Below are 22,440 nucleotides of genomic sequence, written 5' to 3' on the forward strand. Positions count from 1 at the left end.
ACCCTACAAACGCTATCTCTCGCCCCGTTCTCAAAGAATCGGCATAAACCAGGTGCGGCCGGCCGCCTCGATACGATCGGTACGGATCTGGAACACCCGCTCCAGCAGCGCCTCGTCGATGATCCCGACGTCCCCTTCCCCCACCACGCGGCCCTGTTGCAGGCAGAGCACGCGATCCGCCCAGTCGATGGCCAGATTGATGTCGTGGATGGCCACCACCACCAGCAATCCCTGCGCGGCCAGTTGCTTGAGCAGTCGCAGCAGCGCCATCTGGTGATGCAGATCCAGCCCCGCCAGGGGTTCATCCAGCAGCAGCACCCGCCCGGTCGGATTGAGGCTTGGCCACAGTTGCAGCAGGGTGCGGGCGATCAGCACCCGCTGCTGCTCCCCCCCGGACAAGCGGCTGAAGTCCCGTGCCAGCAGAGGCGCCAGTTCCAGGGCGTCGCACACATCCGCTACCGCCTGCGCCTGGGCATCGGGGCCCCCCTCCTCCAGCCCCAGGCTCAGCACCTGGAACACCGGGATGTGGAACAGCTGGGGCTGGCGCTGGGGCAGCATGGCGCGCCGCGTTGCAAGCTCGGGCCAGCTCAGGGTCGTGATGGCCTCTCCTCCCAGCAAGACGGCGCCATCGGCGGGCAGCAGGCCCGCCAGGGCCCCGAGCAGGGAGGACTTGCCGCTGCCATTGGGGCCGAGCAGGGCCACCAGCTGACCGCCGGGCCAGGCGAGATCCAGGGGGGCGAGGCGATGGGGGATGGCCAGGGCGCGGGCCTCCAGCCGCCAAGGGGCGGGATCAGCGGGACACATCGGCATCTTGCCTCAGCAGCAGATAGATAAAGAGCGGGGCGCCCACCGAGGCGGTGATGACCCCGATGGGCAGTTCACCGGCGTGCAGCGCCGAGCGGGCCACCAGATCTGCCCCGAGCAGCAGGGCGCCGCCCCCCAGCGCCGAGGCGGGCAGCAGGAAGCGCTGATCGCTGCCACCGCACAGGCGCAGCAGGTGAGGCACCACCAGGCCGACGAAGCCGATGACGCCGCACAGGGAGACCGCCACCCCGGTGAGCAGACAGACCGCCAGCACCAGGCGTACCCGCATGCTGTCCACGTTCAGCCCCATGAGGCGGGCCTGGGTCTCCCCCAGCAGCAGTTGTTGCAGTGCCCGCCCCTGCCAGCAGAGCCAGCCGAGGGTGAGGGGCAGCACCAGCCACCACCAGGCGAGCTGCTGGCTGCCGTAGGCGAGACTCCCCATCATCCAGAACATGAATTCCCGCAAGGCGCCGTCGTCGGCGAAATACATCAGCCAGGTCATGGCCGCATTGGTAAGGATGCCGATGGCGACCCCGAACAGCAGCAGCCGCCCATGGCCGAGCCGTGCCCGGCGTGCGAGACGGATGAGCAGCATGGTCACCACCAGGGCACCGCCAAAGGCCGCCAGCGACAGCCCCCAGCCCGGCAGATAGAGCCCGAGCCCCTTGGCCACCGCCATCGCCACCATGGCGGCCAGCCCAGCGCCGCTCGAGACGCCGAGCAGGCCGGGTTCCGCCACCGGGTTGTGCAGCATCACCTGGAGCACGGCACCGCCGCAGGCAAGGGAGGCCCCCGCCAGCAGGGCCAGCAGGGCGCGCGGCAGGCGCAGCTCCAGCAGGATGCGCAGCTCCAGATCCCCCAGCGGCTGCCAGGGCAGCAGCACGAACTCCCCGAGGGCGAGGGAGAGCAGGAACAGGGCCAGGGTCAGCAGCGACAGCAGGAGCAGCCAGCGGCGCTGCCAGCGCTGCTGGCGACGGATGAGAGCGAGATACACGGGATCCCCAAGAAGCGAGGCCCGCCGGGGGGCAGGCAGGAAAGCTGCATGATAACAGCGCGTTACCACCCAAGGTCAAGGCTGGTAGGGCTTGGCCAACGCCGCTATCTCGCCGCTCTCCACCATGGCTTGCAACGCCTGCGCCAGCTTGGGGCCCAGCTCGTGGTGGGGTGAGTGCTTGCTCATCCCGAGGTAGAGCACCACCGGGTTGGGGGGCTGGAAGGGCGCCTTGACGAGGCCGGCGTCGTTGCGCTGGCTCAGGGCGTAATCCACCTGGCAGTCGGTCCCTATCATCAGGGGCAGGTGGCCCCGCTCCACCATGCGCTGCAACTGGTCTTCGGTGGGGACCCCGTGCTTGTCGAGCTGGGTGTCGCCATCGAAGGGGGGGAAGTAAGCGGAGTTGAGCACATAGCCTATCTCGCGGCCCCGCAGATCCTCGTAGCGCCTGAGGCCGGCCACGGCGGCGGGCTTGCCATAGAAGGCAGGCCGGCACTGGTAATAGGACGGCTGCAGGTAGTCGATGAAAGCGGCCCGCTCCTCGGTGTGAGCCAGCCCTATCATCAGATCCGCCTGACCGGTCTGCATCTGTTTGAGTGCCCGTCCCCAGGGCACCCGTTTGAGGGTAAGCACAATGCCGCTGCGTGCCTGCAACTGGCGCAGAATGTCGATATCCAGCCCCTGGAAGTCGTCGTTCTCTGCCAGCATGCGAAACGGCGGCCAGACATCGGTGGCCACCGTCAGGGTCGGCGCACCTTGCGCCCAGCAGGCAAACAACAGACAAAGCGCACCCCAGCTTGTCTTGCCCATCCAGCTTTCGCCTTCTTTTGTTACATCCTTGTGAGCTAAAAATACCCTCAAGCACCACTTATGAAAACCCATGGAGTCGAGATAAAATGCATTGATTTAAAAGGAGAACCTAATGAACCCCATCATGACCAGTATCGGCCTGCTCATCTGCAGCAACGTCTTCATGACGTTTGCCTGGTACGCCCATCTCAAGAGCATGAATCACAAACCCTGGATCATCGCCGCCCTGGTGAGCTGGGGGATAGCCCTGTTCGAATACCTGTTGCAGGTGCCCGCCAACCGCATCGGCCACACCGTGCTCTCCGTCGGCCAGCTCAAGATCCTGCAGGAGGTGATCACCCTCACCGTGTTCGTTCCCTTCTCCATCTTCTATCTGAAAGAAGATCTGAAGTGGGACTACCTCTGGGCGGGTCTGTGCATCCTGGGCGCGGTCTTTTTTGTGTTCCGCGAAAAACTGACCGGCGCCTGAGGCTGTACACTCAAGCCATTCATCATCCCCCAGCCCTTTGAGCGACGAGGCCCCTCATGGAATTGAGAGACATGCTGCAGATCCTGGCCAAACAGGACGGTTCCGATCTCTATCTCTCCACCGGCGCCCCCCCCTGCGCCAAGTTCAACGGCGCCTTGCGCCCCCTCACCCAGGAGCCCCTGGGGCCGGGCGAGGTGGCCCGAATCGCCTACGACATCATGGATCTCGAGCAGAAACAGCAGTTCGAGAAAGAGCTGGAGATGAACCTCGCCATCTCCCTGCCCCAGATAGGCCGTTTTCGAGTCAACATCTTCAAGCAGCGCAATGAAGTCTCCCTGGTGGCGCGCAACATCAAGACCGAGATCCCCCGCTTCGAGGATCTCAAACTCCCTCCGGTGCTCCTCGACACCATCATGGAGAAGCGGGGTCTGGTGCTCTTCGTCGGCGGCACGGGGTCCGGCAAGTCCACGTCGCTCGCGGCCCTCATCGATCATCGCAACCGCAACAGCGGCGGCCACATCATCACCATCGAGGATCCGGTGGAGTTCGTCCATCGCCACCAGAAGAGCATCATCAACCAGCGGGAGGTGGGGGTGGATACCCGCAGCTTCCACGCGGCCCTGAAGAACACCCTGCGCCAGGCGCCGGACGTCATCCTCATCGGCGAAATCCGCGATCGGGAGACCATGGAGCATGCCCTCGCCTTCTCGGAGACCGGGCATCTGGCCATCTCCACCCTGCACGCCAACAACGCCAACCAGGCGTTGGATCGCATCATCAACTTCTTCCCGGAAGAGCGCAGACCCCAGCTGCTCAACGACCTTGGCAACAACCTCAAGGCCTTTGTCTCCCAGCGGCTGGTGAAGACCACGGACGGCGGGCGCCGGGCGGCGGTGGAGGTGATGCTCGGAACCCACACTGTGCGCGATCTCATCAAGCGCGGCGAGTTTGGCGGCCTCAAGGAGATCATGGAAAAATCCAGGGCCCTTGGCATGGTGACCTTCGACAGTACTCTGTTCGATCTGGTGGTCGAGGGGGTGATCGACGAGGAGGAGGCTGTGAAGAACGCGGACTCCCAGAACAACCTGCGCCTCAAGATCAAACTCTGGCGGGAGAAGGGTCAGATTGGCAACAGCGCGGCGGCGAGCGGCTGGAGCCTGGAGCCCACCAAGGACGAGGGCGACCTCTTCTGAGACGGGCCCGGCGGCCACGAAAAAGGGAACCCTCGGGTTCCCTTTTGCATGTGGGCAGGCGTCAGCCCTTCTGGACCAGCCCTATCTGGCCGGGCTCGCACCACTCAAACGTCACCTCTTCGTGCTTGCCGCAGCAGGAGCCGCCACACAGGCGGCTCTCCCGCTTGGCGACGCGCCCCTTGCGCATCCAGACCCCGAGCATGGCCTCTACCGCATCCTCGGAGGTGTGGAAGTGGCGGGCCAGCGCCCGTCGACTCACCTTCTTGTGCAGGGCCAGATAGTCCCCCAGTTCACGCAGGATCACAGAATACCCCCCTCTCGGCGCACTCGCCCCTGACCATGAGCCCCTTCACAGGGTTACCACCTTGCGGGCGACGATGTCGCCGTGACGACGCCCCAGCCACCAGAGCAGCACCAGGGAGAACAGATAGCTCAGGCTCCAGACCAGGCTCTGCGCCGGGTGGGCGGCGAAGGTCGCCAGTTGATAGAAGAGGGTGGCGCACAGGAAGGCGACGTAGTTGCACCAGGCGGCGGTGAACAGGGCCCACTGGCGACCGGTCTCTCGCACCAGAGCCCCCATGGCGGCGGCGCAGGGCATGTAGAGCAGCACGAACAGCAGGTAGGCAAAGGCCCCGGCCACGCCGTCGAAGTGGGTCTGCATGTTGCCGTAGGTGGAGGTGTCCACCTCCTGGGCCTCGGCTGCCGCCTGCTTGTCCTCCAGATCCCCCACCTTGAGCCCCATGGGATCGGCGGGGTCGATGTCCGCCAGGTTGGCGGGAATGGTGGCCAGCGCCGCTTTCAGGCTGCCCAGCAGGGAGTATTCACTCTCCTCCTCATCACCGGCGCCGCCGGCGTAGAGGCTGTTGAGGGTAGCGACCACCGCCTCCTTGGCAAAGATGCCGGTGAGGATACCCACCGTGGCCTGCCAGTTGTCGTCCCGCACGCCTATGGGATGCAGCACCGGGGTCACGGACTGGCTCAGCTTGCTCAGCACCGAGTTCTCCTGATCCTGGTTGCCGAAGCTGCCGTCGGTGCCGAGGGAGTTGAGCACGCTCAGCACCGCCACCATCAGGACGATGGTCTTGCCCGCGCCGAAGATGAAGCCCTTGAGTTTCTGCCAGGTGCGCAGCCCCACGTCCACCGGACGGGGCCACTCGTAATCGGGCATCTCCATCACCATGGAGTCGCTCTTGCCCGGCAGCAGAGTGCTGCGCAGGAAGAGGCCGGTGAGCACCGCCACCAGGATGCCGAACAGATAGAGACCGAACACCAGGTTCTGCCCCGACTCGGGGAAGAAGGCCACCGCGAACAGGGCGTAGACCGGCAGACGGGCACCGCAGGACATGAAGGGCGCCATGGCCGAGGTCATCAGCCGCTCGCGCTCCGACCCCAGGGTCCGGGTTGCCATCACCGCGGGCACGGTGCAGCCAAAGCCCATCAGCATGGGGACGAAGGCCTTGCCGGGCAGGCCGAGGCGACGCATCAGGGCGTCCACCACGAAGGCGGCGCGGGCCAGATAGCCGGAGCTCTCCAGCACTGCGAGGAAGAGAAAGAGGCAGCCCACCACGGGGATGAAGGTCGCCACCGTCTGCAAACCGGCACCCACGCCGTCCGCGAGCACGGCCCCCAGCCAGTCGGGGGCACTCATCAGCCCCAGCAGATGGTGCACCCCATCCACGAAGAGAGCCCCCCCGAGGATGTCGAAGAAATCGATGAAGGCGCTACCCACCTTGATGGCGAACATGAACATCAGGTACATCACCAGCAGGAAGAAAGGGATGCCCACCCAGCGGTTGAGCAGCACCCTGTCCAGCCGTTCGCTCTGGGCGACGGTGAGCTTGTCCTGATGACGGCACGCCTGCTGGCACCAGTGGTGGATATGGCCGTAGCGCAAATCAGCGAGTTGCAGGTCGATGTCCTGGGCGTGGTGGGCGCGACTCACCACGTTGTCGGCCGCCGCCTGCTGCCCCGCCGCCAGGGTCTCCTGCATGGCGATGTCTTCCTCCAGCAGGCGCAGGGCGCGGCCACGGCGATGCAGATGATGAGGGGCGAGCAGGGTCTCCAGCTCGGCGATGTCCCCCTCGAGGGGCTGACCGTAGTCGAGCACCAGGGCGGGCTGGGACTGGCCGATATACTGGTGGATCCCCTCTTTGAAGGCCGCCACCTGCTGGCGATTGTGGGCCGAGAGCGACACCACGGGGCACCCCAGCGCCTTGGCGAGCAAGGCCTCGTCGATGGTGATGCGCCGCTTTTGCAGCAGATCCATCTTGTTGAGCACCACCACCATGGGCAGCCCCAGCTCCCGCAGTTGCAGGGTGAGGTAGAGGGAGCGCTCCAGGTTGGCGGCATCGATGACGTTGAGCAGCAGATTCGGCTGCTGGCGCTGGACGAAGCGACTGGCGATCTGCTCGTCCAGGCTCGCCTCCTGGTTGGCCAGGGCATAGATGCCGGGCAGGTCCACCAGGGTGTATTCCTGCCCGCGGGTAGCAAAGGCCCCCATCTTCTTGTCGACGGTGACCCCGCTCCAGTTCCCCACCTGCTGGCGGGAGCCGGTCAGGGCGTTGAACAGGGAGGTCTTGCCGCTGTTGGGATTGCCCACTGTGACCAGGTTGTAGCTCATACCGGCTCTACCTCGATTTGCTGGGCCAGACTCCGCTGCATGGAGAGGCAGATGCCCTGGCACTGGATCTGGAGCGGGTCCCCCAGGGGGGCGGCCCGCAGATAGAGGATCTCGGTCTGGGGCAGCAGCCCCATCACCATCAACTTGCGCCGCAAGGCGCGACCAAGGTGGTTCATGTGCGTGATGCGAGCGCTCTGTCCCGGCGACAGCTCTGTGAGTACCATGACGGGCTCCTGAAGTTAAACAAGAATAATTCGCTTTTAATGGGGGGATTATAAGCTGTGCCCTCAACATTTATTTGCGTAAAATCAAACTCCGCTTAGCTAACCGACAAAGTATTGCCATGAGTCACGACAACAACAGCCGCCTGGTCTACAGCACGGACGGCGGCATGATCAAGGAATCCGCCCCCGCCCAGCACGCCTCCCCCTTCCCCGCCGACGGGGTCGTGCGCATCCGCCGCGAGACAAAGGGACGCAAGGGGGCCGGGGTCATCAGCATCCACGGCGTTCCCGCCGACCAGCAGAAGGCCCTCGCCACCCTGCTCAAGAAGAAGTGCGGTACCGGCGGCGGTCTCAAGGAGGGGATCATCGAGATCCAGGGGGACAAACGGGACCTTATCAAGGCCGAACTGGAGAAGGCCGGCTTTCAGGTCAAGCTGGTGGGGGGATAATTCCCCATCCCGTGCCTTGCCTCACCGGGGGTTTTTCCCTAGAATGCCCGCTCCCATCGAGGGGGAGTAGTCTCGCCACGGACCCGTTTCGTGCGCGATCCTGATCAACATACTTGGTGCCAACTCACCATGGTCAGGGTGATCCGGGCAATGCCGGATTTGACAAGACCTTTGACGGGCCAGTGCCAAAACCGGGGACGGATGGCACAGGCTTGTCTTTGGTTTATAACAATTCCGTCCCCCGGTCATTTTTATGGAAGCCTTGTTAACCTCCACCATCAGCGTTGCCATCGCCGAGATCGGCGACAAGACACAGCTGCTGGCCCTGTTGCTCATCTGTCGTTTTCGCAAACCCTGGCCCATCATCGCCGGCATGCTGGCTGCCACCCTGCTCAACCACGCAGGGGCCGCCTGGATAGGGGAATTCATCAGTCGCTGGATGGATCCCAAGGTGATGACCTGGCTGGTCGCTGGCGCCTTCATCGCCATGGCCGCCTGGATCCTGGTGCCGGACAAGATGGACGATGAAGAGAGTTCCCTGGACAAGTACGGCCCCTTCATGGCCACCTTCGTGCTCTTCTTCATCGCCGAGATCGGTGACAAGACCCAGATAGCCACCGTGCTGCTGGCAGCCAAGTACGACTCCCTGATCCAGGTGATCACCGGCACCACCCTCGGCATGATGCTGGCCAATGTGCCCGTGGTGCTGCTCGGCAAGCTCGGGGCCGACAAGCTCCCCCTCAAGGGGATCCGTATTGCCTGCGCCATCCTCTTTGCGGGGCTTGGCATCTCCACCCTGATCTTCGCCTGACCTCCAAAGAAGCCGGCGGGGATCAGCGTGAGCACTGATCGCCACCGCCGCCCCGGACGTCCTTCAGGCCCCCTCCTCACGGCGGGGGCCTTTTTAGTGCAAAGACATGGCCCCGTGCCGCGACCTGTGTCGCAGCGCCGACGGCGCCCCTGCCCCGAGACGCGGCGCCGTGCCATAATGCCTTATCTTTCAGGCATCACGGCTTCAGGAGCCCCCATGCACCTCACCTCAAGACAGACCCTGCTCGACTTGGTCAGGCGCGGCCGCCTGCCACGGGCCTCGCTGCCTGCCGCCCTGGCCCTGTGCGATCTGCCCCCCGGCCCTGCCCGCTGGCAGTGGCTGTTCGACAGGCTGCTGCTCTGGCTCGGCTGCCTCTGCCTTGGCGCCGGCCTCGTCTTCTTCGTCGCCTTCAACTGGCAGGCCCTGGGGCGCCTCTCACGTCTCGCCCTGCTGGAGCTGCCGTTGCTCGCCATGCTCCTGGTGCTCTGGCGCAAACCCATGAGTGATACCCCGCGCCAGGCCCTGCTGCTGGCCCTGGCCCTCAACCTCGGCGCCCTGCTCGCCCTGGTGGGCCAGACCTACCAGACCGGCGCCGACCCCTGGCAGCTCTTCGCCACCTGGGCCCTGATGCTGCTGCCGCTGGCGGCCCTTGGCAGAAGCCCGCTGCTCTGGACCCTGGCCTGGCTGCTCGGTCAGCTCGCCCTGGTGCTCTACTGGCGGCTCGGCCTTCTCGATCTCTTCTTCTCCTTCAACGAGGAGGCCCTCGGCTGGTGCCTGACCCTGCTCAACGCCGCCCTCTGGGGTCTGCTCATCCTGGTGCCCGCCCGCTACGCCCTGATGCCCTCCTGGCTCGCGGGGCTGGCCGCGGGGCTCGGCATCACCCTGCTCACCCTGCTGGCCCTGTTCGATGCCGCCTCTCCCTGGGTCTGGCCTGCCTGGCTCGCCTGGCTCGGCGCCGCCTACCTGCGCTGGCACCACAGGTTCATCGCCGGGCTCGCCATGGGGTGCCTGAGCCTCATCGCCGTCATCCTCGCGGCCCTTGGCAAGTGGATGGAACCGGACATGAACGGCTTTTTGCTGCTGGCCCTCATCGCCATCGGCCTGTCGGTGATGGCCAGCCGCTGGCTGCAAGAACAACGGAGGCAGCATGTCTGATCTCACCCCCTGGGAGCGCCTGCATGCTGCCCAACTTGTGGAAGGGGATGCCCCCCGGGATGAACAGCCCCACTGGTCGGGCCGTTTTCTGCTCGGCATGGTGGGCTGGATAGCCGCCCTCTTCCTGCTCTTCTTCCTCTTCATGGCCTTCGAGCAGCTGACCCGCGACCCCAACAACGCCCTCACCATGGGGATGGTGCTGATGGCCGCCGCCCTCGGTCTCAACCGCATGGCGACCCGCAGCGATCTCTGGGATCAGTTCGTGCTGGCGCTGGCGCTGGCGGCAGATGCCTGGCTGCTCTACGGCCTGCTGGACAGGCTGGATCTGAACGTCGCGTGGCTCTGGTTCGGTCTGACCGCCTTCTCCCTCGGGGTGGCCGCCCTGTTCGAGCACTGGCTGATCAGGCTGTTCCACAGCTTCGCCGCCGCCATCCTGCTCACCCTCGCCCTCGCCTGCCTCGGCCTGCACCTGCTGGCCCTGCCGCTGGTGATGGGCGCCGTCGCCCTGTGCTGGCTGCAGGCGGAGCGCGATCCCGCCCGCCATCAGCTCTATGAATCCCTCACCCTGGGGCTGGCACTCTCCCTGCTGGTGCTGGGACGGCTGCACCACCCCCTGTGGGAGGGAGGCACCAGCGTGCTCAATGAGCTCGGCAGCTCCCGCCTGCCCCTCTGGCTCAATCCCCTGCTCTGCGCCGCCCTGCTGCTCGCGGTCATGGTTCGCCTCAGGCTGCCGCTGCGCTACGGGCTGCCGCTGGTGGTGATCAGCGCCATCATTCCCGGCATGGGGGCTGGCGCCCTGGTGCTGGTGCTCGGCTTCTACGCCGGCAGCCTGGCCCTGATGACCCTGGCAGGCCTCCTGCTGCTCGGCTTTGGCTCCCTCTATTACTACGATCTGGGGCTGACCCTGATGACCAAGTCCTGGCTGCTGCTCGCCTCGGGGGCCCTGCTGCTCGGTACCCGTCAGTGGCTCAAGCACCTTCACCACAGGAGCCCCTCATGAGACGCCTCGCCTTTTTGCTGACCGGTCTTGCCCTGCTCGCCGGCATCAACGCCACCGTCTGGCGCTTCGAGCACGCCATGAGCCAGGGGGAGGTGGTGCTGATCGAGCTGGCACCGGTCGACCCCCGCTCCCTGATGCAGGGGGACTACATGCGCCTGAACTACGCCCTCGCCCGCCAGCTGGCGGGCCGCCAGGCCGCCGTCGGCCCCCACACCCTGGTCGTTCGCCTGGATGAACATCAGGTTGTGCACTGGGTGGAAGGGGGCAAGCCCGAAGCCCCTGGCCCGGGGGAGCGTCTGCTCAAGGTGCGCCAGCGCGACGGCCAGTGGTTTATCGGGCCTGACGCCTTCTTCTTCGAAGAGGGCACGGGAGATCAGTATGAGTCGGCCCGCTACGGCGAGTTTCGCCTGCAAGAGGATGGCAACACCCTGCTGGTGGGGCTGAGGGATGAGGCGTTCACCCCCCTGGGTCACACCCGCCCGGCCTGGTAAAAAGGGGGCGCCGACCCGGTTGTGAGTGGCAAGATGATGACGGCCCCCGGCGGATAACGCCTGCGCCGGGTGGCGAAACGCCGTGACTTGGCAACACTTGAAACTGGGCACTCGGCAGCAGGACAGTCAGGATGAACATAGACATTGCAGTCCCCCTTCGCAGACTGGTCGCCTGCGCCGCCCTCGCGGCCATGGTCTGGGGCACTCCCGCGACCCAGGCCAGCCCGGCGCTCGCCAGCCTGCACTACCTCACCGAAGAGTACAAACCCTACAACTTCACCGGGGAGGATGGCGCCCCGACCGGCTTTGCCATCGACCTGCTGCACCTGGTGTGGCAAAAGACCGGCACCCCTGTCCAGCCCGTCAGCATCCTCCCCTGGGCCAGGGGCTACTACCTGCTGACCCAGAAACCCAATGTGGTGCTCTTCTCCACCGCCCGCACCGAGGCGCGCAATCCCCTGTTCAAATGGGCCTGCCCCATCGGCTATGCCGAGATAGTGCTGATGGGGCTCGCCAATCGCCCCCTGACCCTGACCAGGCTGGAAGATGCCCAGCGCTACACCATAGGCGCCGTGCGATCCGACGTGGTAGAGCAACTGCTGCTCAACGCAGGCTTCGACGAGCAGAAGATCATGACCGCCAACCGCCTCTCCCAGGCCCTGCGCATGCTCACCTCAGGCCGGGTCGATCTGGTCTCCAGCAACAAGTCCACCCTGCTGGATCTCATCAAGACCCAGCAGCTGGACCCCGCCCAGTTCGAGGTGCGCTGGATGTTGAGTTCCGAGCAGTACTGTTTCGCCTTCAGCCACCCGGTGGACGATGCCCTGGTCAGGGAGTTCCAGCTCGGCCTGACCCAGGTGCTGGCCAGCAGCGACTTCCAGCAGCTCCAGCACAAATACTTCCCCTCCCCCTGACCCCTTCCCCCGCCGGGGCCGCCATGGCCCCGGCCCGCCTTTGAGCCAGCGCACGAAACCCGTTTAATGTTCGCCACTTGCAACGACAAGGGGTGACGCAGACCGCCTCGGGTCCGTAATATAGGGCGCAGGAGCCTGTTGGCCCCTTTTTCACGGCAAGGGGCAGGGCGCACGGTGGCAGCGACAGTCAGGGGCGGCAGCGTGCCCGCTGGCCGCCTTCATCGGGCAGCGCCGCGCTCACGCCCTTCCCCGCCATCTCTCCGATCTCTTGGGAATACACATGCACAACACAGCGAAATGGTTGATGAGTCTCTCGGTCTGCGCCCTTCTGATGGCCTGCGGCGGTGACAAGACCACCGGCAAGGCCTGTCTCGGGTCAAACAACGACACCCTGGTGGAGGGGATGCAGGACAAATGCAAGGCGGGGGACATTGTCGCCACCAAGCACCCGGCCTATTTCTGCGATTTCAACTACGCGGTCACCTTCAACAGCTACAACTCAGCGATTTGCGTCTACTCCGGCGGTCTGAAACCGGAGAGAACCACGGAAAAATCATGACTGGCGACCCATTTTCCCCGTCTGACACGAAGAAGGCGGCAGTATATGTGGTCGATGCCCGGGCGGCGGTGCCGCCCAGGCCATCCGGGGCGGCTTCGCCCCTATTTCACCCGCATCAGACGGTGATGCTGCCCGGCGCACTCGAGCTGGAGCACCTGGGATCGGGCCATGGCCTCCACCCTGGCCAGCATCTCGGCGCTGTAGCCCTTGCGGCGCATCCATTGCAAGGGCTCCTCGAAGCCCCCTTCGTTGACCACGAAGGTATCTGTGTAGGACTCCTTGACGATGCTGACCACCCAGATGCGCTGCTGAAACTCGCAGAGTCCGGCCACCAGGGTGGCCGCCCGCCCGGCCAGGGCGCGCACACGGCGGGCAAGAAGATGAACCATGGTATGGGCTCCGAACTGATAAAAGGGAAAACAGACTGGCACCCGGGTGGACGCGCCCCCCTGTGCCCTCTCAACCCGCCCCGCTCCTATCGCGGGGCAGACACCTGACTGGAAGGAGGCGGGTTCCCGCCCTCCCCTGCGGCCCGGCGCTGGCGCTTGACCGCATACATGCTCGCATCGGCCCGGTTCAGCGCCTCCTCGACGCTGACCTCGGCCGGCATCACGGCCACCGCCCCCACGCTGGCACCGGGATAATGGATCACCTTGTCCCCCACCGGCAGTGACAGCACGCTGTGCTCGAACAGGCGCTGGCGAAACGCCGCCACCGCCCCGTCCAGCGTGTCGGCGTCCGGGAAAGGCCCCATGCCCACGGCCACGAACTCGTCCCCCCCAAAGCGGGCCAGCAGATCGCCGCCGCGCAGGGTCTCACTCAGTTGCCGCGCCATGGCGGTGAGCAGCCTGTCCCCCGCCTCGTGGCCATGCTCATCGTTGATGGCCTTGAAGCCATCGAGATCCACAAAGGCGATGAGCACCGGATGCCCCGCCCGCTCCGACAGGGAGAAGAGGCGGGTGAGCTCCAGCATCAGGGCGCGGCGGTTGGGGAGCCCGGTGAGGGGATCGGAGAGGGCCAAGCGCGAGAGCTCGTCGTTGGCCTGCTGCAATTGCCGCAGCAGTTGCTCCCGCTCCACCTGTTCGGCAATCAGGTGCGCGAAGAAGGCGATGAGCTGCTGCGCCCCCGCCACCGCGGGTTTTTGTTCGGTACTGGCGCCGCACAGGGTGCCATAGAGGGAGCCGGTCGAGGTGCGCACCGGGCTGCTCAGATAGGAGCGAATGCCGAGCTCGCTGGCCGCCTGGGAGTCCCCCCACAGAGCGGCGACGTCATCGGTGTAACCAATCTCTTCGTCGATGGCACGGCGACACAGGGTATCGCTCCACTCCACCGTCATCCCCTCGGGGATCTGCAGCCCGGCCACATTGCGGGCATAACGGACATGCTGGGTGCTTTGCCCGAGGTCAATCTCGGTGAGATAGGTCGACTCCAGCCCGGTCACCGACGCCAGCATCTCCAGCAAGGGGCGGGTCAGGCTCTCCAGATCCCGCGCGTTTATCATCTGCTCCGAGAGCGCCAGCAAAATTTTATCCATGCCTACCTCCACTACTGCGTGCATCTGATGGGCGACTACCTTAACCAACTCGGGGCGGGCCCGACAAGCGGCAGACCGCGATTGACCGGGGGAAAGATCGATTTGTTCACATTTTGGCATAACCGGACCCCAAGCGGCGTCGCCATGCGAAACACAGGGGCACAACCCTGCCCTCGCCCCTGGGTGCCGGGTCGATTCCTGCCGCGTATTCACCCACGGTCACCATCCCCTCTCCCCTTGCGGGAGAGGGTCAGGGTGAGGGGTCACTCGCCGTCATTTGGCATTGCTACGCCTGTAGGGTCGGTAGGGTCGATTAGCGAAGCGTAATCGTCCGCGGTAACCATCCCCTCTCCCCTTGCGGGAGAGGGTGAGGGGTGGGTAACGTCATTGCTTGGCGAATGCCGCCCCACGCCTCAATGGCACGGCTTCGCCGCGCAGGACACGAGGGCGCGGCCCTCGACGGGGTTTCGCCCGCCAGCCTCGGAGACTTCGGTTTGATCCCCTCCCCCCTTGCGGGAGAAGGTCAGGGTGAGGGGTGGGTAACGGCATTGCCTGGCGAATGCCGCCCCACGCCTCAATGGCACGGCTTCGCCATTCAGGACGCGAGGACGCCGTCCTCGATGGGGTTTCGCCCGCGAGCCTCGGCGACTTCGGTTTGATCCCCTCCCCCATTGCGGGAGAGGGTTAGGGTGAGGGGCCGGTAACGTCATTGCCTGGCGAATGCCGCCCCACGCCTAAATGGCACGGCTTCGCCGCGCAGGACACGAGGGCGCTGTCCTCGACGGGGTTTCGCCCGCGAGCCTCGGAGACTTCGGTTTGATCCCCTCTTCCCTTGGGGGAGAGGGCTAGGGTGAGGGGTGGGTAACGTCATTGCCTGGCGAATGCCGCCCCACGCCTCAATGGCACGGCTTCGCCGCGCAGGACACGAGGACTCCGTCCTCGACGGGGTTTCGCCCGCGAGCCTCGGAGACTTCGGTTTGATCCCCTCTCCCCTTGGGGGAGAGGGTCAGGGTGAGGGGTGGGTAACGGCATTGCCTGGCGAATGCCGCCCCGCGTGTGAATGGCATGGCTTCGCCGCGCAGGACACGAGGACGCCGTCCTCGATGGGGTTTCGCCCGCGAGCCTCGGCGACTTCGGTTTGATCCCCTCTCCCCTTGCGGGAGAGGGTTAGGGTGAGGGGTCGGTAACGTCATTGCCTGGCGAATGCCGCCCCACGCCTCAATAGCACGGCTTCGCCGTGCAGGACACGAGGGCGCGGCCCTCGACAGGGTTTCGCCCGCCAACCTCGGAGACTTCGGCTTGATCCCCTCTCCCCTTGGGGGAGAGGGCTAGGGTGAGGGGTGGGTAACGGCATTGCCGGGTGCAATGTCGTCCCACGTGTGAATGGCACGGCTTCGCCGCGCAGGACGCGAGGACTCCGTCCTCGACGGGGTTTCGGCTTTGTCCCCTCTCCCCTTGGGGGAGAGGGTTAGGGTGAGGGGTCGGTAACGTCATTGCCTGGTGCAATGTCGTCCCACGCCTCAATGGCACGGCTTCGCCGCGCAGGACACGAGGACGCCGTCCTCGATGGGGTTTCGCCCGCGAGCCTCGGCGACTTCGGTTTGATCCCCTCTCCCCTTGCGGGAGAGGGTTAGGATGAGGGGTTCGGTAACGTCATTGCCTGGTGGAATGTCGTCCCACGTGTGAATGGCATGGCTTCGCCATGCAGGACACGAGGGCTCGGCCCTCGACGGAATTTAGCCCGCCAGCCTCAGCGACTTCGGTTTGCTCCCCTCTCCCCTTGCGGGAGAGGGCTAGGGTGAGGGGTCGGTAACGGCATTGCCGGGTGCAATGTCGTCCCACGTGTGAATGGCATGGCTTCGCCATGCAGGACACGAGGACTCCGTCCTCGACGGGGTTTCGCCGCCGCTGCGCGGCTTGGCGAGTGACTTTTCTTTGCGTGGCCAAAGAAAAGTCACCAAAAGAAAGGCCACCCCCACTTGTTCGCCCTCCTGCGTCGGGTTCCCTCCGTTCAGGCAAAAGGTCTGGCGGAACGACGCAGACGGTACATCCCTGTACCGCCTGCGTCTGCGCCGTCGTCCATGACGGCGCTCCTGACCTTGTGCCCTCACCTCGGCGAACAACAGGGGGCAACACCCAACCCGCCGCCCCGAGGCCGGTTAACATGCGTAGGGTGCAACAAGCGCAGCGCATTGCACCGCGGTAACACTCCCCAGCTTATTCGGGGCAAAGATTGGGCGGGTTGTTATCTCACAGCCAACCCCTCGCCCTCGACCCTCTCCCCCAAGGGGCGAGGGGATCAGACCGAAGGATGCCGAGGCTTCGGCAGGCCACAAACAAAAACCGCAGCCCTGGGGCTGCGGTTTTTTTATTGGCTCAACCGGTTGGCGCCAGCAGCGCCACCGGCCTCAGGCACGGCGCCAGCTGGTCTTGCCGGCGCTGTCTTCCAGCACGATGCCCATCTCGGTGAGACGGTTTCGGGCGGCATCCGCCGCGGCCCAGTTCTTGTCGGCGCGGGCCTGATTGCGCTCGGCGATCAGGCGCTCGATTTCGGCAACCTCTTCGTCCGCCTCAATACCCTTCAAGAATGCATCCGGATCCTGTTGCAGGATGCCGAGCACGGCGCCCAGTTCCCGCAGACGGGCACCAAGGCCGGCGGCGACAGCGATGTCTTCGGCCTTCTGGCGGTTGATCTCGCGCACCAGGTCGAACAGGGCGGAGTAGGCTTCCGGGGTGTTGAAGTCATCATCCATGGCATCAACGAAGCGAGCCACCTGCTCGTCGCCACCGGCGGCCGCCGCCGCCGGCAGATCGCGCAATGCGGTGTACATCCGCTCCAGGGCGGCGCGGGCTTGCTTCAGGTTATCTTCCGAGTAGTTGAGCTGGCTGCGGTAATGGCCGGACATCAGGAAGTAGCGTACGGTTTCGGCGTCGTAGTGGGCCAGCACGTCACGGATGGTGAAGAAGTTGCCAAGGGATTTGGACATCTTCTCTTTATCCACCATCACCATGCCGCTGTGCATCCAGGTGTTGACGTAGTCGCCACCGTGGGCGCAGCAGGACTGGGCAATCTCGTTCTCGTGGTGCGGGAACTGCAGATCGGAGCCGCCGCCGTGGATGTCGAAGTGGTTGCCAAGGTGCTTGGAGTTCATGGCGGAGCACTCGATGTGCCAGCCAGGGCGACCCGGGCCCCAGGGGCTGTCCCAGGTCGGCTCGCCGGGCTTGGACATCTTCCACAGCACGAAGTCGAGCGGATTGCGCTTGGCATCCACCACGTCGACCCGGGCGCCGGCCTGCAACTGCTCCAGATCCTGGCCCGAGAGCTTGCCGTAGTCGGCGTAGGACTCGACGATGAACATCACATCGCCGTTGTCCGCCACGTAGGCGTGCCCTTTTTCCAGCAGGGTTTCAATCAGGGCGATGATCTCGCCGATGTGCTGGGTGGCGCGGGGTTCGATGTCCGGGCGCACCATGCCGAGGGCATCGAAATCCTGGTGCATGTCGCCGATGAGGCGCTCGGTGAGATCGTCACAGGTCACGTGCGTTTCGGCGGCGCGCTTGATGATCTTGTCGTCCACGTCGGTGACGTTGCGCACATAGGTGAGGTCGTATCCTGCATAACGCAGGTAGCGAGCGACGACGTCGAAGGCGACGAAGGTACGGCCATGGCCGATATGACAGTGATCATAGATAGTGACGCCACACACATACATGCCCACCTTGCCCGGGTGGATAGGTTTGAATTCTTCTTTTTGACGAGTGAGTGTGTTGTATATCTTCAGCATCTTATGACCACTGCCTGTGAGTAAAATGGCCTGCCATTCTAACCGCATCCGGTATAGAAAACGAGGCAGAAAAAGCCCCCTCTCTCCCCTGCCATCTATGCCGCAGGGCCTTGATGGGCTAGAATTGCCACCACTTTATGCCATACACCTGCGGGCACCTTGCTGCCCGCGTCAAAATGAAAGGACAACTCATGGTTACTCTGCACACCAACCACGGCGACATCACCCTGACCCTGAACGCGGAAAAAGCCCCGGAGACCGTGGCCAACTTCCTGCAATACTGCCGTGACGGTCACTACGACAACACCATCTTCCACCGCGTCATCGACGGCTTCATGATCCAGGGCGGCGGCTATGCCCCGGGCTTCGAAGAGAAAGAGACCCGCGCTCCCATCAAGAACGAGGCGGCCAACGGTCTGTCCAACAAGGTCGGCACCATCGCCATGGCTCGCACCATGGAGCCGCACTCCGCCAGCGCCCAGTTCTTCATCAACGTGAACAACAACGACTTCCTGGACTTCAAGTCCGCCACCACCCAGGGCTTCGGCTACTGCGTGTTCGGTGAAGTGACCGCCGGCATGGACGTGGTCAACAAGATCAAGGGCGTGAAGACCGGCAACTACGGCCGCATGCACCAGGACGTCCCGACCGAAGACATCGTCATCACCAAGGTGACCCTTGCCGAGTAATCCCTGCCGGCCAGGCTCTGATACCACTGCGGCCCCGGCCGCAGTTTTTCCATCTGCCGCCCCCAACTGGCGCCGCCTCGACTATCTGGCCCAGGGCAACGAACGTCAGCGCTCGGCCCACGCCCTGCTGAGCGGCGGCCTGTGGGATGAGCTTGGCCCCCTGTGCAACGATCTGGCCCTGGTGAGCACGATCGCCATCGGGCTGGATAGGCCCGGCAGCGATCTCGACATCCTCTGCCAGCATCCGGACCCGGCCTTCCTTGCCGCGACACTGGCAGCACAAGGCTGGCAGGTGCGAAGCAAGGACGAGCAGGTCTGGATCGCCGAGCAGCGACGCCACGGGCCAGATGGCCAGTGCTGGCCAGTCGAGCTCTACCTCACCCCTGATCCCCTCGAGATGTGTCATGGCTGGCGCCACCTCAGCCTGATGGCCGCCCTGCTTGAGCGCTTTGGCGCCCCCTTCCACCGGGAAGTGCTGCGCCTGCGTTTTGATGAAGGGCTCAAGGGGGAAGCGGCCATGTGCCGCCTGCTGGGTCTGTCCGGCGACCCTTACGAGGCGTTGCTGACCCTGGAGGGCGTCAACCTTGCGAGGCTCTGCTGCCCTTCCCTCCCCCACCCGCTCGACGAGCAAGGTCACAGGCCTTGTCCGCCCCCAGGCGGGACTCTCTTACCATGATGCCCAGGAACTCATGAGCACCCTCTTTATCAGTGACATTCACCTCAGCCAAGGCAGGCCCGACATGACGGCGGCCCTGGTGCGCTTTCTGGCCGAAGACGCGCCCGGGGCCGACGCCCTCTATGTGCTGGGGGATCTGTTCGAATTCTGGATTGGGGACGACGACCCCAACCCGCTCCACCGCGAGGTGGCCGATGCCTTTCTCGCCCTGAGCCAGCAAGGGGTGCCCCTCTATTTCATTCACGGCAACCGCGACTTCCTCTTGGGGCGCCAATTTGCCAAACGGGCCGGCATGACCCTGCTCGGCGACCCCTGCGTCATCGAGCTGTACGGCGAGCGGGTGCTGCTGAGCCACGGGGATCTGCTCTGCACCCGGGATGAGGGCTACCAGAAGTTTCGCCGCATCACACAACTCAAGTGGCTGCGCTGGCTCTTCCTGCGCCTGCCGCTCTCGCGCCGCCAGGCCATCGCCCACAAGATGCGCGGCCAGAGCCAGATGGAGAATGCCCACAAGAGCCAGATCATCATGGACGTGACCCCGGAGGCGGTGGACGACATGCTGCGCCAGCACGGCTGCCGCCTGATGATCCACGGCCACACCCACAGACCCGCCATCCACGACTTCACCCTGGATGGGCGTGCGGCGCGGCGCATCGTGCTGGGGGACTGGTTCGAGCAGGGGTCGGTGCTGGTGTGCTCCCCCGCCGGGCAGCGCCTCGACACCCGCGCGCTTGGCTGAAGTCCTCTGCCTGCCATGGTCAGGAGCGAGTCTCATATGACCGTTTCTGACTCACGCCGTGCTGCGGCGGGATACAAGCAGGATGCCTGCATATACTCTGGTTCTCTGCACACAACGAGGAGATGACCATGGGATTTCTTACTTGGGTGGTACTGGGGCTGATCGTCGGCATCCTGGCTAAATGGATCATGCCGGGCAAGGATGGCGGCGGTTTCTTCATGACGGTGATCCTGGGGGTGGTCGGCGCCATGGTGGGGGGCTATGTCAGCACCCTGCTCGGGATGGGAACGGTCACCGGCTTCAACCTGCCGAGCATCATCATCGCCACCGTTGGCGCCCTGATCGTGCTGTTTGTCTACAACAAGCTGCGCAGTTGAGGCGCAGCCACCCATCGATGCGAGGGCGCCACTGGCGCCCTCGCTGTTTTCTGCCCCGCTGGCTCCAGCTTGTCTCGACTACCCGATCTCATCCACTCGTTTCGTCCGTTCGATGCCGCGCTTGCATCATTTCTAGTTGAGGCGTCTAATAAGCCCCATGCAAGCCAATGACCCCCTGCCCCGCCGCCCTCGCGGCCGCCCTGCCCAGCACGGGCACACCTATGCCGACACCCGGGATCTGTTGATCCGCCGGGGCATGGAGCTGCTGACCGAACAGGGCATCGCCGCCACCTCCATCGAGCGGGTGTTGCAGTCGACCGGGATCCCCAAGGGCTCCTTCTATCACTACTTCGCCACCAAGCACGACTTCACCCTGGCGGTCATGGATGCCTATCACCACTACTTCTGCCGCAAGCTGACGCGCTATCTGGAGGATGAGAGCCTGCCCCCCCTGGCCCGTCTTGTTGCCTTCGTCGACAGCGCCTGCCGGGGCATGACCCGGTTTGCGTTCCAGCGGGGCTGCCTCGTGGGCAACCTGGGTCAGGAGGTGGTGCAGCTGTCCCCCGAGCTGCGCCTGCGCCTCGAGCAGATCCTCCTCGACTGGGAGGCGCTGCTTGCCCGCTGCCTGAGGGACGCGGTGACGGCGGGGGAGCTGCCCCCTGATTGTGACTGCCCTGCCCTCGCCCATCAGTTCTGGATCGGCTGGGAAGGGGCCGTGCTGCGCGCACGCCTGGTGGGCGATACCGAGCCCATGCTCTCTTTTCTCAATTTTTTCATGAAGTTAGCAAAGTGATTTTTTTTACGAAGATTAATAGTCAGTCAGTCCAATTAATGGGAGTAGACAAGATGTTCAACGGTATTCTGATCGAGAAAGACGAGGCGGGTTATCGCGCCAGCTACCAGAGCCTCTCCGAGGAGATGTTGCCTGCCGGGGATGTGACCGTGGCGGTAGAGTGGTCTTCCCTCAACTACAAGGATGGCCTGGCCCTCACCGGCGCCGCCCCCGTGGTACGCCGCTTCCCTCTGATCCCCGGTATCGACTTTGCCGGTACCGTGCTGGAGAGCCAGCATCCCGACTGGCACCCCGGCGACAAGGTGGTGCTCAACGGATGGGGCGTGGGCGAGACCCACAGCGGCGGGCTGGCGGAGCGGGCACGGGTCCGGGGCGACTGGCTGGTTGCCCTGCCTGAGCGCTTCCAGCCCCGGGACGCCATGGCCATCGGCACCGCAGGGTACACCGCCATGCTCTGCGTGATGGCGTTGGAGAAGCACGGCATCACCCCCGGTGACGGTGACATTCTGGTGACGGGCGCCAACGGCGGCGTGGGCAGCGTGGCGATCACCCTCCTGGCCAAGCTGGGTTATCGGGTCGTGGCCGCCACCGGGCGGCTGAACGAGGCCGACTATCTGACGTCCCTCGGCGCCGCCGAGGTGATCGATCGCGCCGAACTGGCCGCGCCGGGACGCCCGCTGGGCAAGGAACGCTGGGCCGGCGTCATCGACACCGTCGGCAGCCACACCCTGGCCAATGCCTGCGCCACTACCCGCTACGGCGGCGCCGTGGCCGCCTGCGGTCTCGCGGGAGGGATGGACTTCCCCTCCACCGTCATGCCCTTCATCCTGCGCGGCGTCACCCTCTATGGCATCGACAGCGTGATGGCACCGCGCCCGCTGCGCCAGCAGGCCTGGGCCCGACTGGCCGAGGATCTCGACCTGACTCGCCTCAACCTCCTCACCCGGGAAGTGCCCCTCTCCCAGGTCGTGACCCTGGGGAATGCCTTCCTGGCAGGCCAGGTGCGCGGCCGGATCCTGGTCAATGTCCAGGGGTGATGACTGACGCGATATGAGCCGGCTCGCCTGACCAGGTCAGGCGAGCCTCTCCAGGGCATTTCGCAGCCACACGGAGCGTCACCCCCCTTCCCATCGTCCATGACAATGGGCAACAGATGCGTTCAAACACTCAAGTGCAGGTTTCCCGGACAGAGGGACCGAGACATCTCTATAGGCAGTACCTTCCCGCTGCACGCCCTCCCCCATCGATGCAGACAACCGTCACACCTCACCGACAAGCCCCTGCCCTGGATACCCGTATTCGCCGAAATGAGGCCCTGTTCGCCCACAACTGCGAACCATTGTCTTGCCCATTGACA

At 64.8% G+C, this 22,440-nt stretch carries 24 protein-coding genes; 15 read left to right on the top strand and 9 right to left on the bottom strand.

The features are described 5' to 3' along the window. Positions 1–30: 30 nt before the first annotated feature. The 3 genes from J9889_RS15630 to J9889_RS15640 all read right to left on the bottom strand — a co-directional run bounded on the left by J9889_RS15630 (position 31) and on the right by J9889_RS15640 (position 2,605). Positions 31–804: an ATP-binding cassette domain-containing protein gene (locus J9889_RS15630; protein WP_210557320.1), complete on the bottom strand. Its 774-nt coding sequence runs from the start codon at positions 802–804 to the stop codon at positions 31–33. Continuing rightward, positions 791–1,798 carry a vitamin B12 ABC transporter permease BtuC gene (gene btuC, locus J9889_RS15635; protein ID WP_039041213.1) on the bottom strand — a complete coding sequence of 336 codons (1,008 nt, stop codon included), beginning with the start codon at positions 1,796–1,798 and terminating at the stop codon, positions 791–793. The genes J9889_RS15630 and btuC overlap by 14 nt, the downstream gene beginning before the upstream one ends. Before the next feature lie 75 nt (positions 1,799–1,873). Continuing rightward, a complete protein-coding gene (locus J9889_RS15640) occupies positions 1,874–2,605 on the bottom strand; it encodes a transporter substrate-binding domain-containing protein (protein ID WP_039041212.1) in 732 nt (243 codons plus the stop codon). Positions 2,606–2,717: 112 nt separating this feature from the next. On the opposite strand from J9889_RS15640, the gene J9889_RS15645 reads away from it, so the two are divergent. Next, positions 2,718–3,074 (top strand): DMT family protein, encoded by a 357-nt coding sequence (locus tag J9889_RS15645; RefSeq protein WP_010675200.1) that lies wholly within the window; start codon positions 2,718–2,720, stop codon positions 3,072–3,074. Between the two features lie 56 nt (positions 3,075–3,130). Beyond that, complete coding sequence (tapW, locus tag J9889_RS15650) at positions 3,131–4,267, top strand: type IVa pilus ATPase TapW (RefSeq protein WP_029314740.1); 1,137 nt, start codon at positions 3,131–3,133, stop codon at positions 4,265–4,267. Positions 4,268–4,328: 61 nt separating this feature from the next. On the opposite strand, the gene J9889_RS15655 is transcribed toward tapW, so the two are convergent. From J9889_RS15655 to J9889_RS15665, 3 genes are read right to left on the bottom strand one after another with little or no spacing between them, the layout of a single operon-like run. After that, on the bottom strand, positions 4,329–4,571 hold the full coding sequence (locus J9889_RS15655; protein WP_039041210.1) for a FeoC-like transcriptional regulator: 243 nt from the start codon (positions 4,569–4,571) through the stop codon (positions 4,329–4,331). A gap of 45 nt (positions 4,572–4,616) precedes the next feature. Continuing rightward, a complete protein-coding gene (gene feoB / locus J9889_RS15660; protein WP_210557285.1) occupies positions 4,617–6,887 on the bottom strand; it encodes a Fe(2+) transporter permease subunit FeoB in 2,271 nt (756 codons plus the stop codon). Continuing rightward, positions 6,884–7,111 carry a FeoA family protein gene (locus J9889_RS15665; protein WP_010675204.1) on the bottom strand — a complete coding sequence of 76 codons (228 nt, stop codon included), beginning with the start codon at positions 7,109–7,111 and terminating at the stop codon, positions 6,884–6,886. The genes feoB and J9889_RS15665 overlap by 4 nt, the downstream gene beginning before the upstream one ends. A gap of 119 nt (positions 7,112–7,230) precedes the next feature. Here J9889_RS15665 and J9889_RS15670 point away from each other — a divergent pair, with 119 nt between their 5' ends. The 7 genes from J9889_RS15670 (at position 7,231) to J9889_RS15700 (ending at position 12,490) form a co-directional block, all read left to right on the top strand. After that, complete coding sequence (locus J9889_RS15670) at positions 7,231–7,560, top strand: translation initiation factor (RefSeq protein ID WP_039041208.1); 330 nt, start codon at positions 7,231–7,233, stop codon at positions 7,558–7,560. A gap of 253 nt (positions 7,561–7,813) precedes the next feature. Then, the gene (locus tag J9889_RS15675; RefSeq protein ID WP_010675206.1) at positions 7,814–8,371 is read left to right on the top strand and encodes a TMEM165/GDT1 family protein; all 558 of its coding nucleotides are present in this window, start codon (positions 7,814–7,816) and stop codon (positions 8,369–8,371) included. Positions 8,372–8,587: 216 nt separating this feature from the next. Further along, positions 8,588–9,526 carry a DUF2157 domain-containing protein gene (locus J9889_RS15680; RefSeq protein WP_210557286.1) on the top strand — a complete coding sequence of 313 codons (939 nt, stop codon included), beginning with the start codon at positions 8,588–8,590 and terminating at the stop codon, positions 9,524–9,526. Then, on the top strand, positions 9,519–10,526 hold the full coding sequence (locus tag J9889_RS15685) for a DUF4401 domain-containing protein (protein ID WP_210557288.1): 1,008 nt from the start codon (positions 9,519–9,521) through the stop codon (positions 10,524–10,526). Before J9889_RS15680 ends, J9889_RS15685 begins: the two co-directional genes overlap by 8 nt. Continuing rightward, complete coding sequence (locus J9889_RS15690; RefSeq protein ID WP_210557291.1) at positions 10,523–11,017, top strand: GDYXXLXY domain-containing protein; 495 nt, start codon at positions 10,523–10,525, stop codon at positions 11,015–11,017. The genes J9889_RS15685 and J9889_RS15690 overlap by 4 nt, the downstream gene beginning before the upstream one ends. A 191-nt stretch (positions 11,018–11,208) precedes the next feature. Beyond that, the gene (locus J9889_RS15695; RefSeq protein WP_210557322.1) at positions 11,209–11,931 is read left to right on the top strand and encodes a transporter substrate-binding domain-containing protein; all 723 of its coding nucleotides are present in this window, start codon (positions 11,209–11,211) and stop codon (positions 11,929–11,931) included. A 280-nt stretch (positions 11,932–12,211) separates the two neighbouring features. Then, positions 12,212–12,490: a hypothetical protein gene (locus J9889_RS15700; RefSeq protein ID WP_029314742.1), complete on the top strand. Its 279-nt coding sequence runs from the start codon at positions 12,212–12,214 to the stop codon at positions 12,488–12,490. A 101-nt stretch (positions 12,491–12,591) separates the two neighbouring features. Here the strand turns inward: J9889_RS15700 and J9889_RS15705 are convergent, their stop codons facing one another. The 3 genes from J9889_RS15705 to cysS all read right to left on the bottom strand — a co-directional run bounded on the left by J9889_RS15705 (position 12,592) and on the right by cysS (position 17,809). Continuing rightward, on the bottom strand, positions 12,592–12,879 hold the full coding sequence (locus tag J9889_RS15705) for a hypothetical protein (protein ID WP_039041204.1): 288 nt from the start codon (positions 12,877–12,879) through the stop codon (positions 12,592–12,594). Between the two features lie 86 nt (positions 12,880–12,965). Then, complete coding sequence (locus tag J9889_RS15710) at positions 12,966–14,024, bottom strand: sensor domain-containing diguanylate cyclase (RefSeq protein ID WP_210557292.1); 1,059 nt, start codon at positions 14,022–14,024, stop codon at positions 12,966–12,968. A 2,408-nt stretch (positions 14,025–16,432) separates the two neighbouring features. Continuing rightward, positions 16,433–17,809, bottom strand: a complete 1,377-nt coding sequence (cysS, locus tag J9889_RS15715; protein WP_210557295.1) for a cysteine--tRNA ligase — start codon at positions 17,807–17,809, stop codon at positions 16,433–16,435. Between the two features lie 191 nt (positions 17,810–18,000). On the opposite strand from cysS, the gene J9889_RS15720 reads away from it, so the two are divergent. From J9889_RS15720 to J9889_RS15745, 6 genes are all read left to right on the top strand, one after another. Further along, positions 18,001–18,498 carry a peptidylprolyl isomerase gene (locus J9889_RS15720; RefSeq protein WP_052815097.1) on the top strand — a complete coding sequence of 166 codons (498 nt, stop codon included), beginning with the start codon at positions 18,001–18,003 and terminating at the stop codon, positions 18,496–18,498. Next, positions 18,488–19,174, top strand: coding sequence for a DUF4269 domain-containing protein (locus J9889_RS15725; protein WP_210557297.1), 687 nt, complete (start codon positions 18,488–18,490; stop codon positions 19,172–19,174). The genes J9889_RS15720 and J9889_RS15725 overlap by 11 nt, the downstream gene beginning before the upstream one ends. Before the next feature lie 13 nt (positions 19,175–19,187). After that, on the top strand, positions 19,188–19,913 hold the full coding sequence (gene lpxH, locus J9889_RS15730) for a UDP-2,3-diacylglucosamine diphosphatase (protein ID WP_052815099.1): 726 nt from the start codon (positions 19,188–19,190) through the stop codon (positions 19,911–19,913). Between the two features lie 128 nt (positions 19,914–20,041). Then, positions 20,042–20,290: a GlsB/YeaQ/YmgE family stress response membrane protein gene (locus J9889_RS15735; RefSeq protein WP_010675223.1), complete on the top strand. Its 249-nt coding sequence runs from the start codon at positions 20,042–20,044 to the stop codon at positions 20,288–20,290. Between the two features lie 157 nt (positions 20,291–20,447). After that, positions 20,448–21,083: a TetR/AcrR family transcriptional regulator gene (locus J9889_RS15740; RefSeq protein ID WP_039041196.1), complete on the top strand. Its 636-nt coding sequence runs from the start codon at positions 20,448–20,450 to the stop codon at positions 21,081–21,083. 53 nt (positions 21,084–21,136) lie between these two features. Next, positions 21,137–22,120, top strand: a complete 984-nt coding sequence (locus J9889_RS15745) for an MDR family oxidoreductase (protein WP_210557299.1) — start codon at positions 21,137–21,139, stop codon at positions 22,118–22,120. The last annotated feature ends 320 nt before the right edge of the window (positions 22,121–22,440 follow it).

The organism is Aeromonas sp. PrichA-15 (assembly GCF_017939245.1).
In the GTDB taxonomy this organism is placed as follows: Bacteria; Pseudomonadota; Gammaproteobacteria; order Enterobacterales; family Aeromonadaceae; genus Aeromonas; species Aeromonas caviae.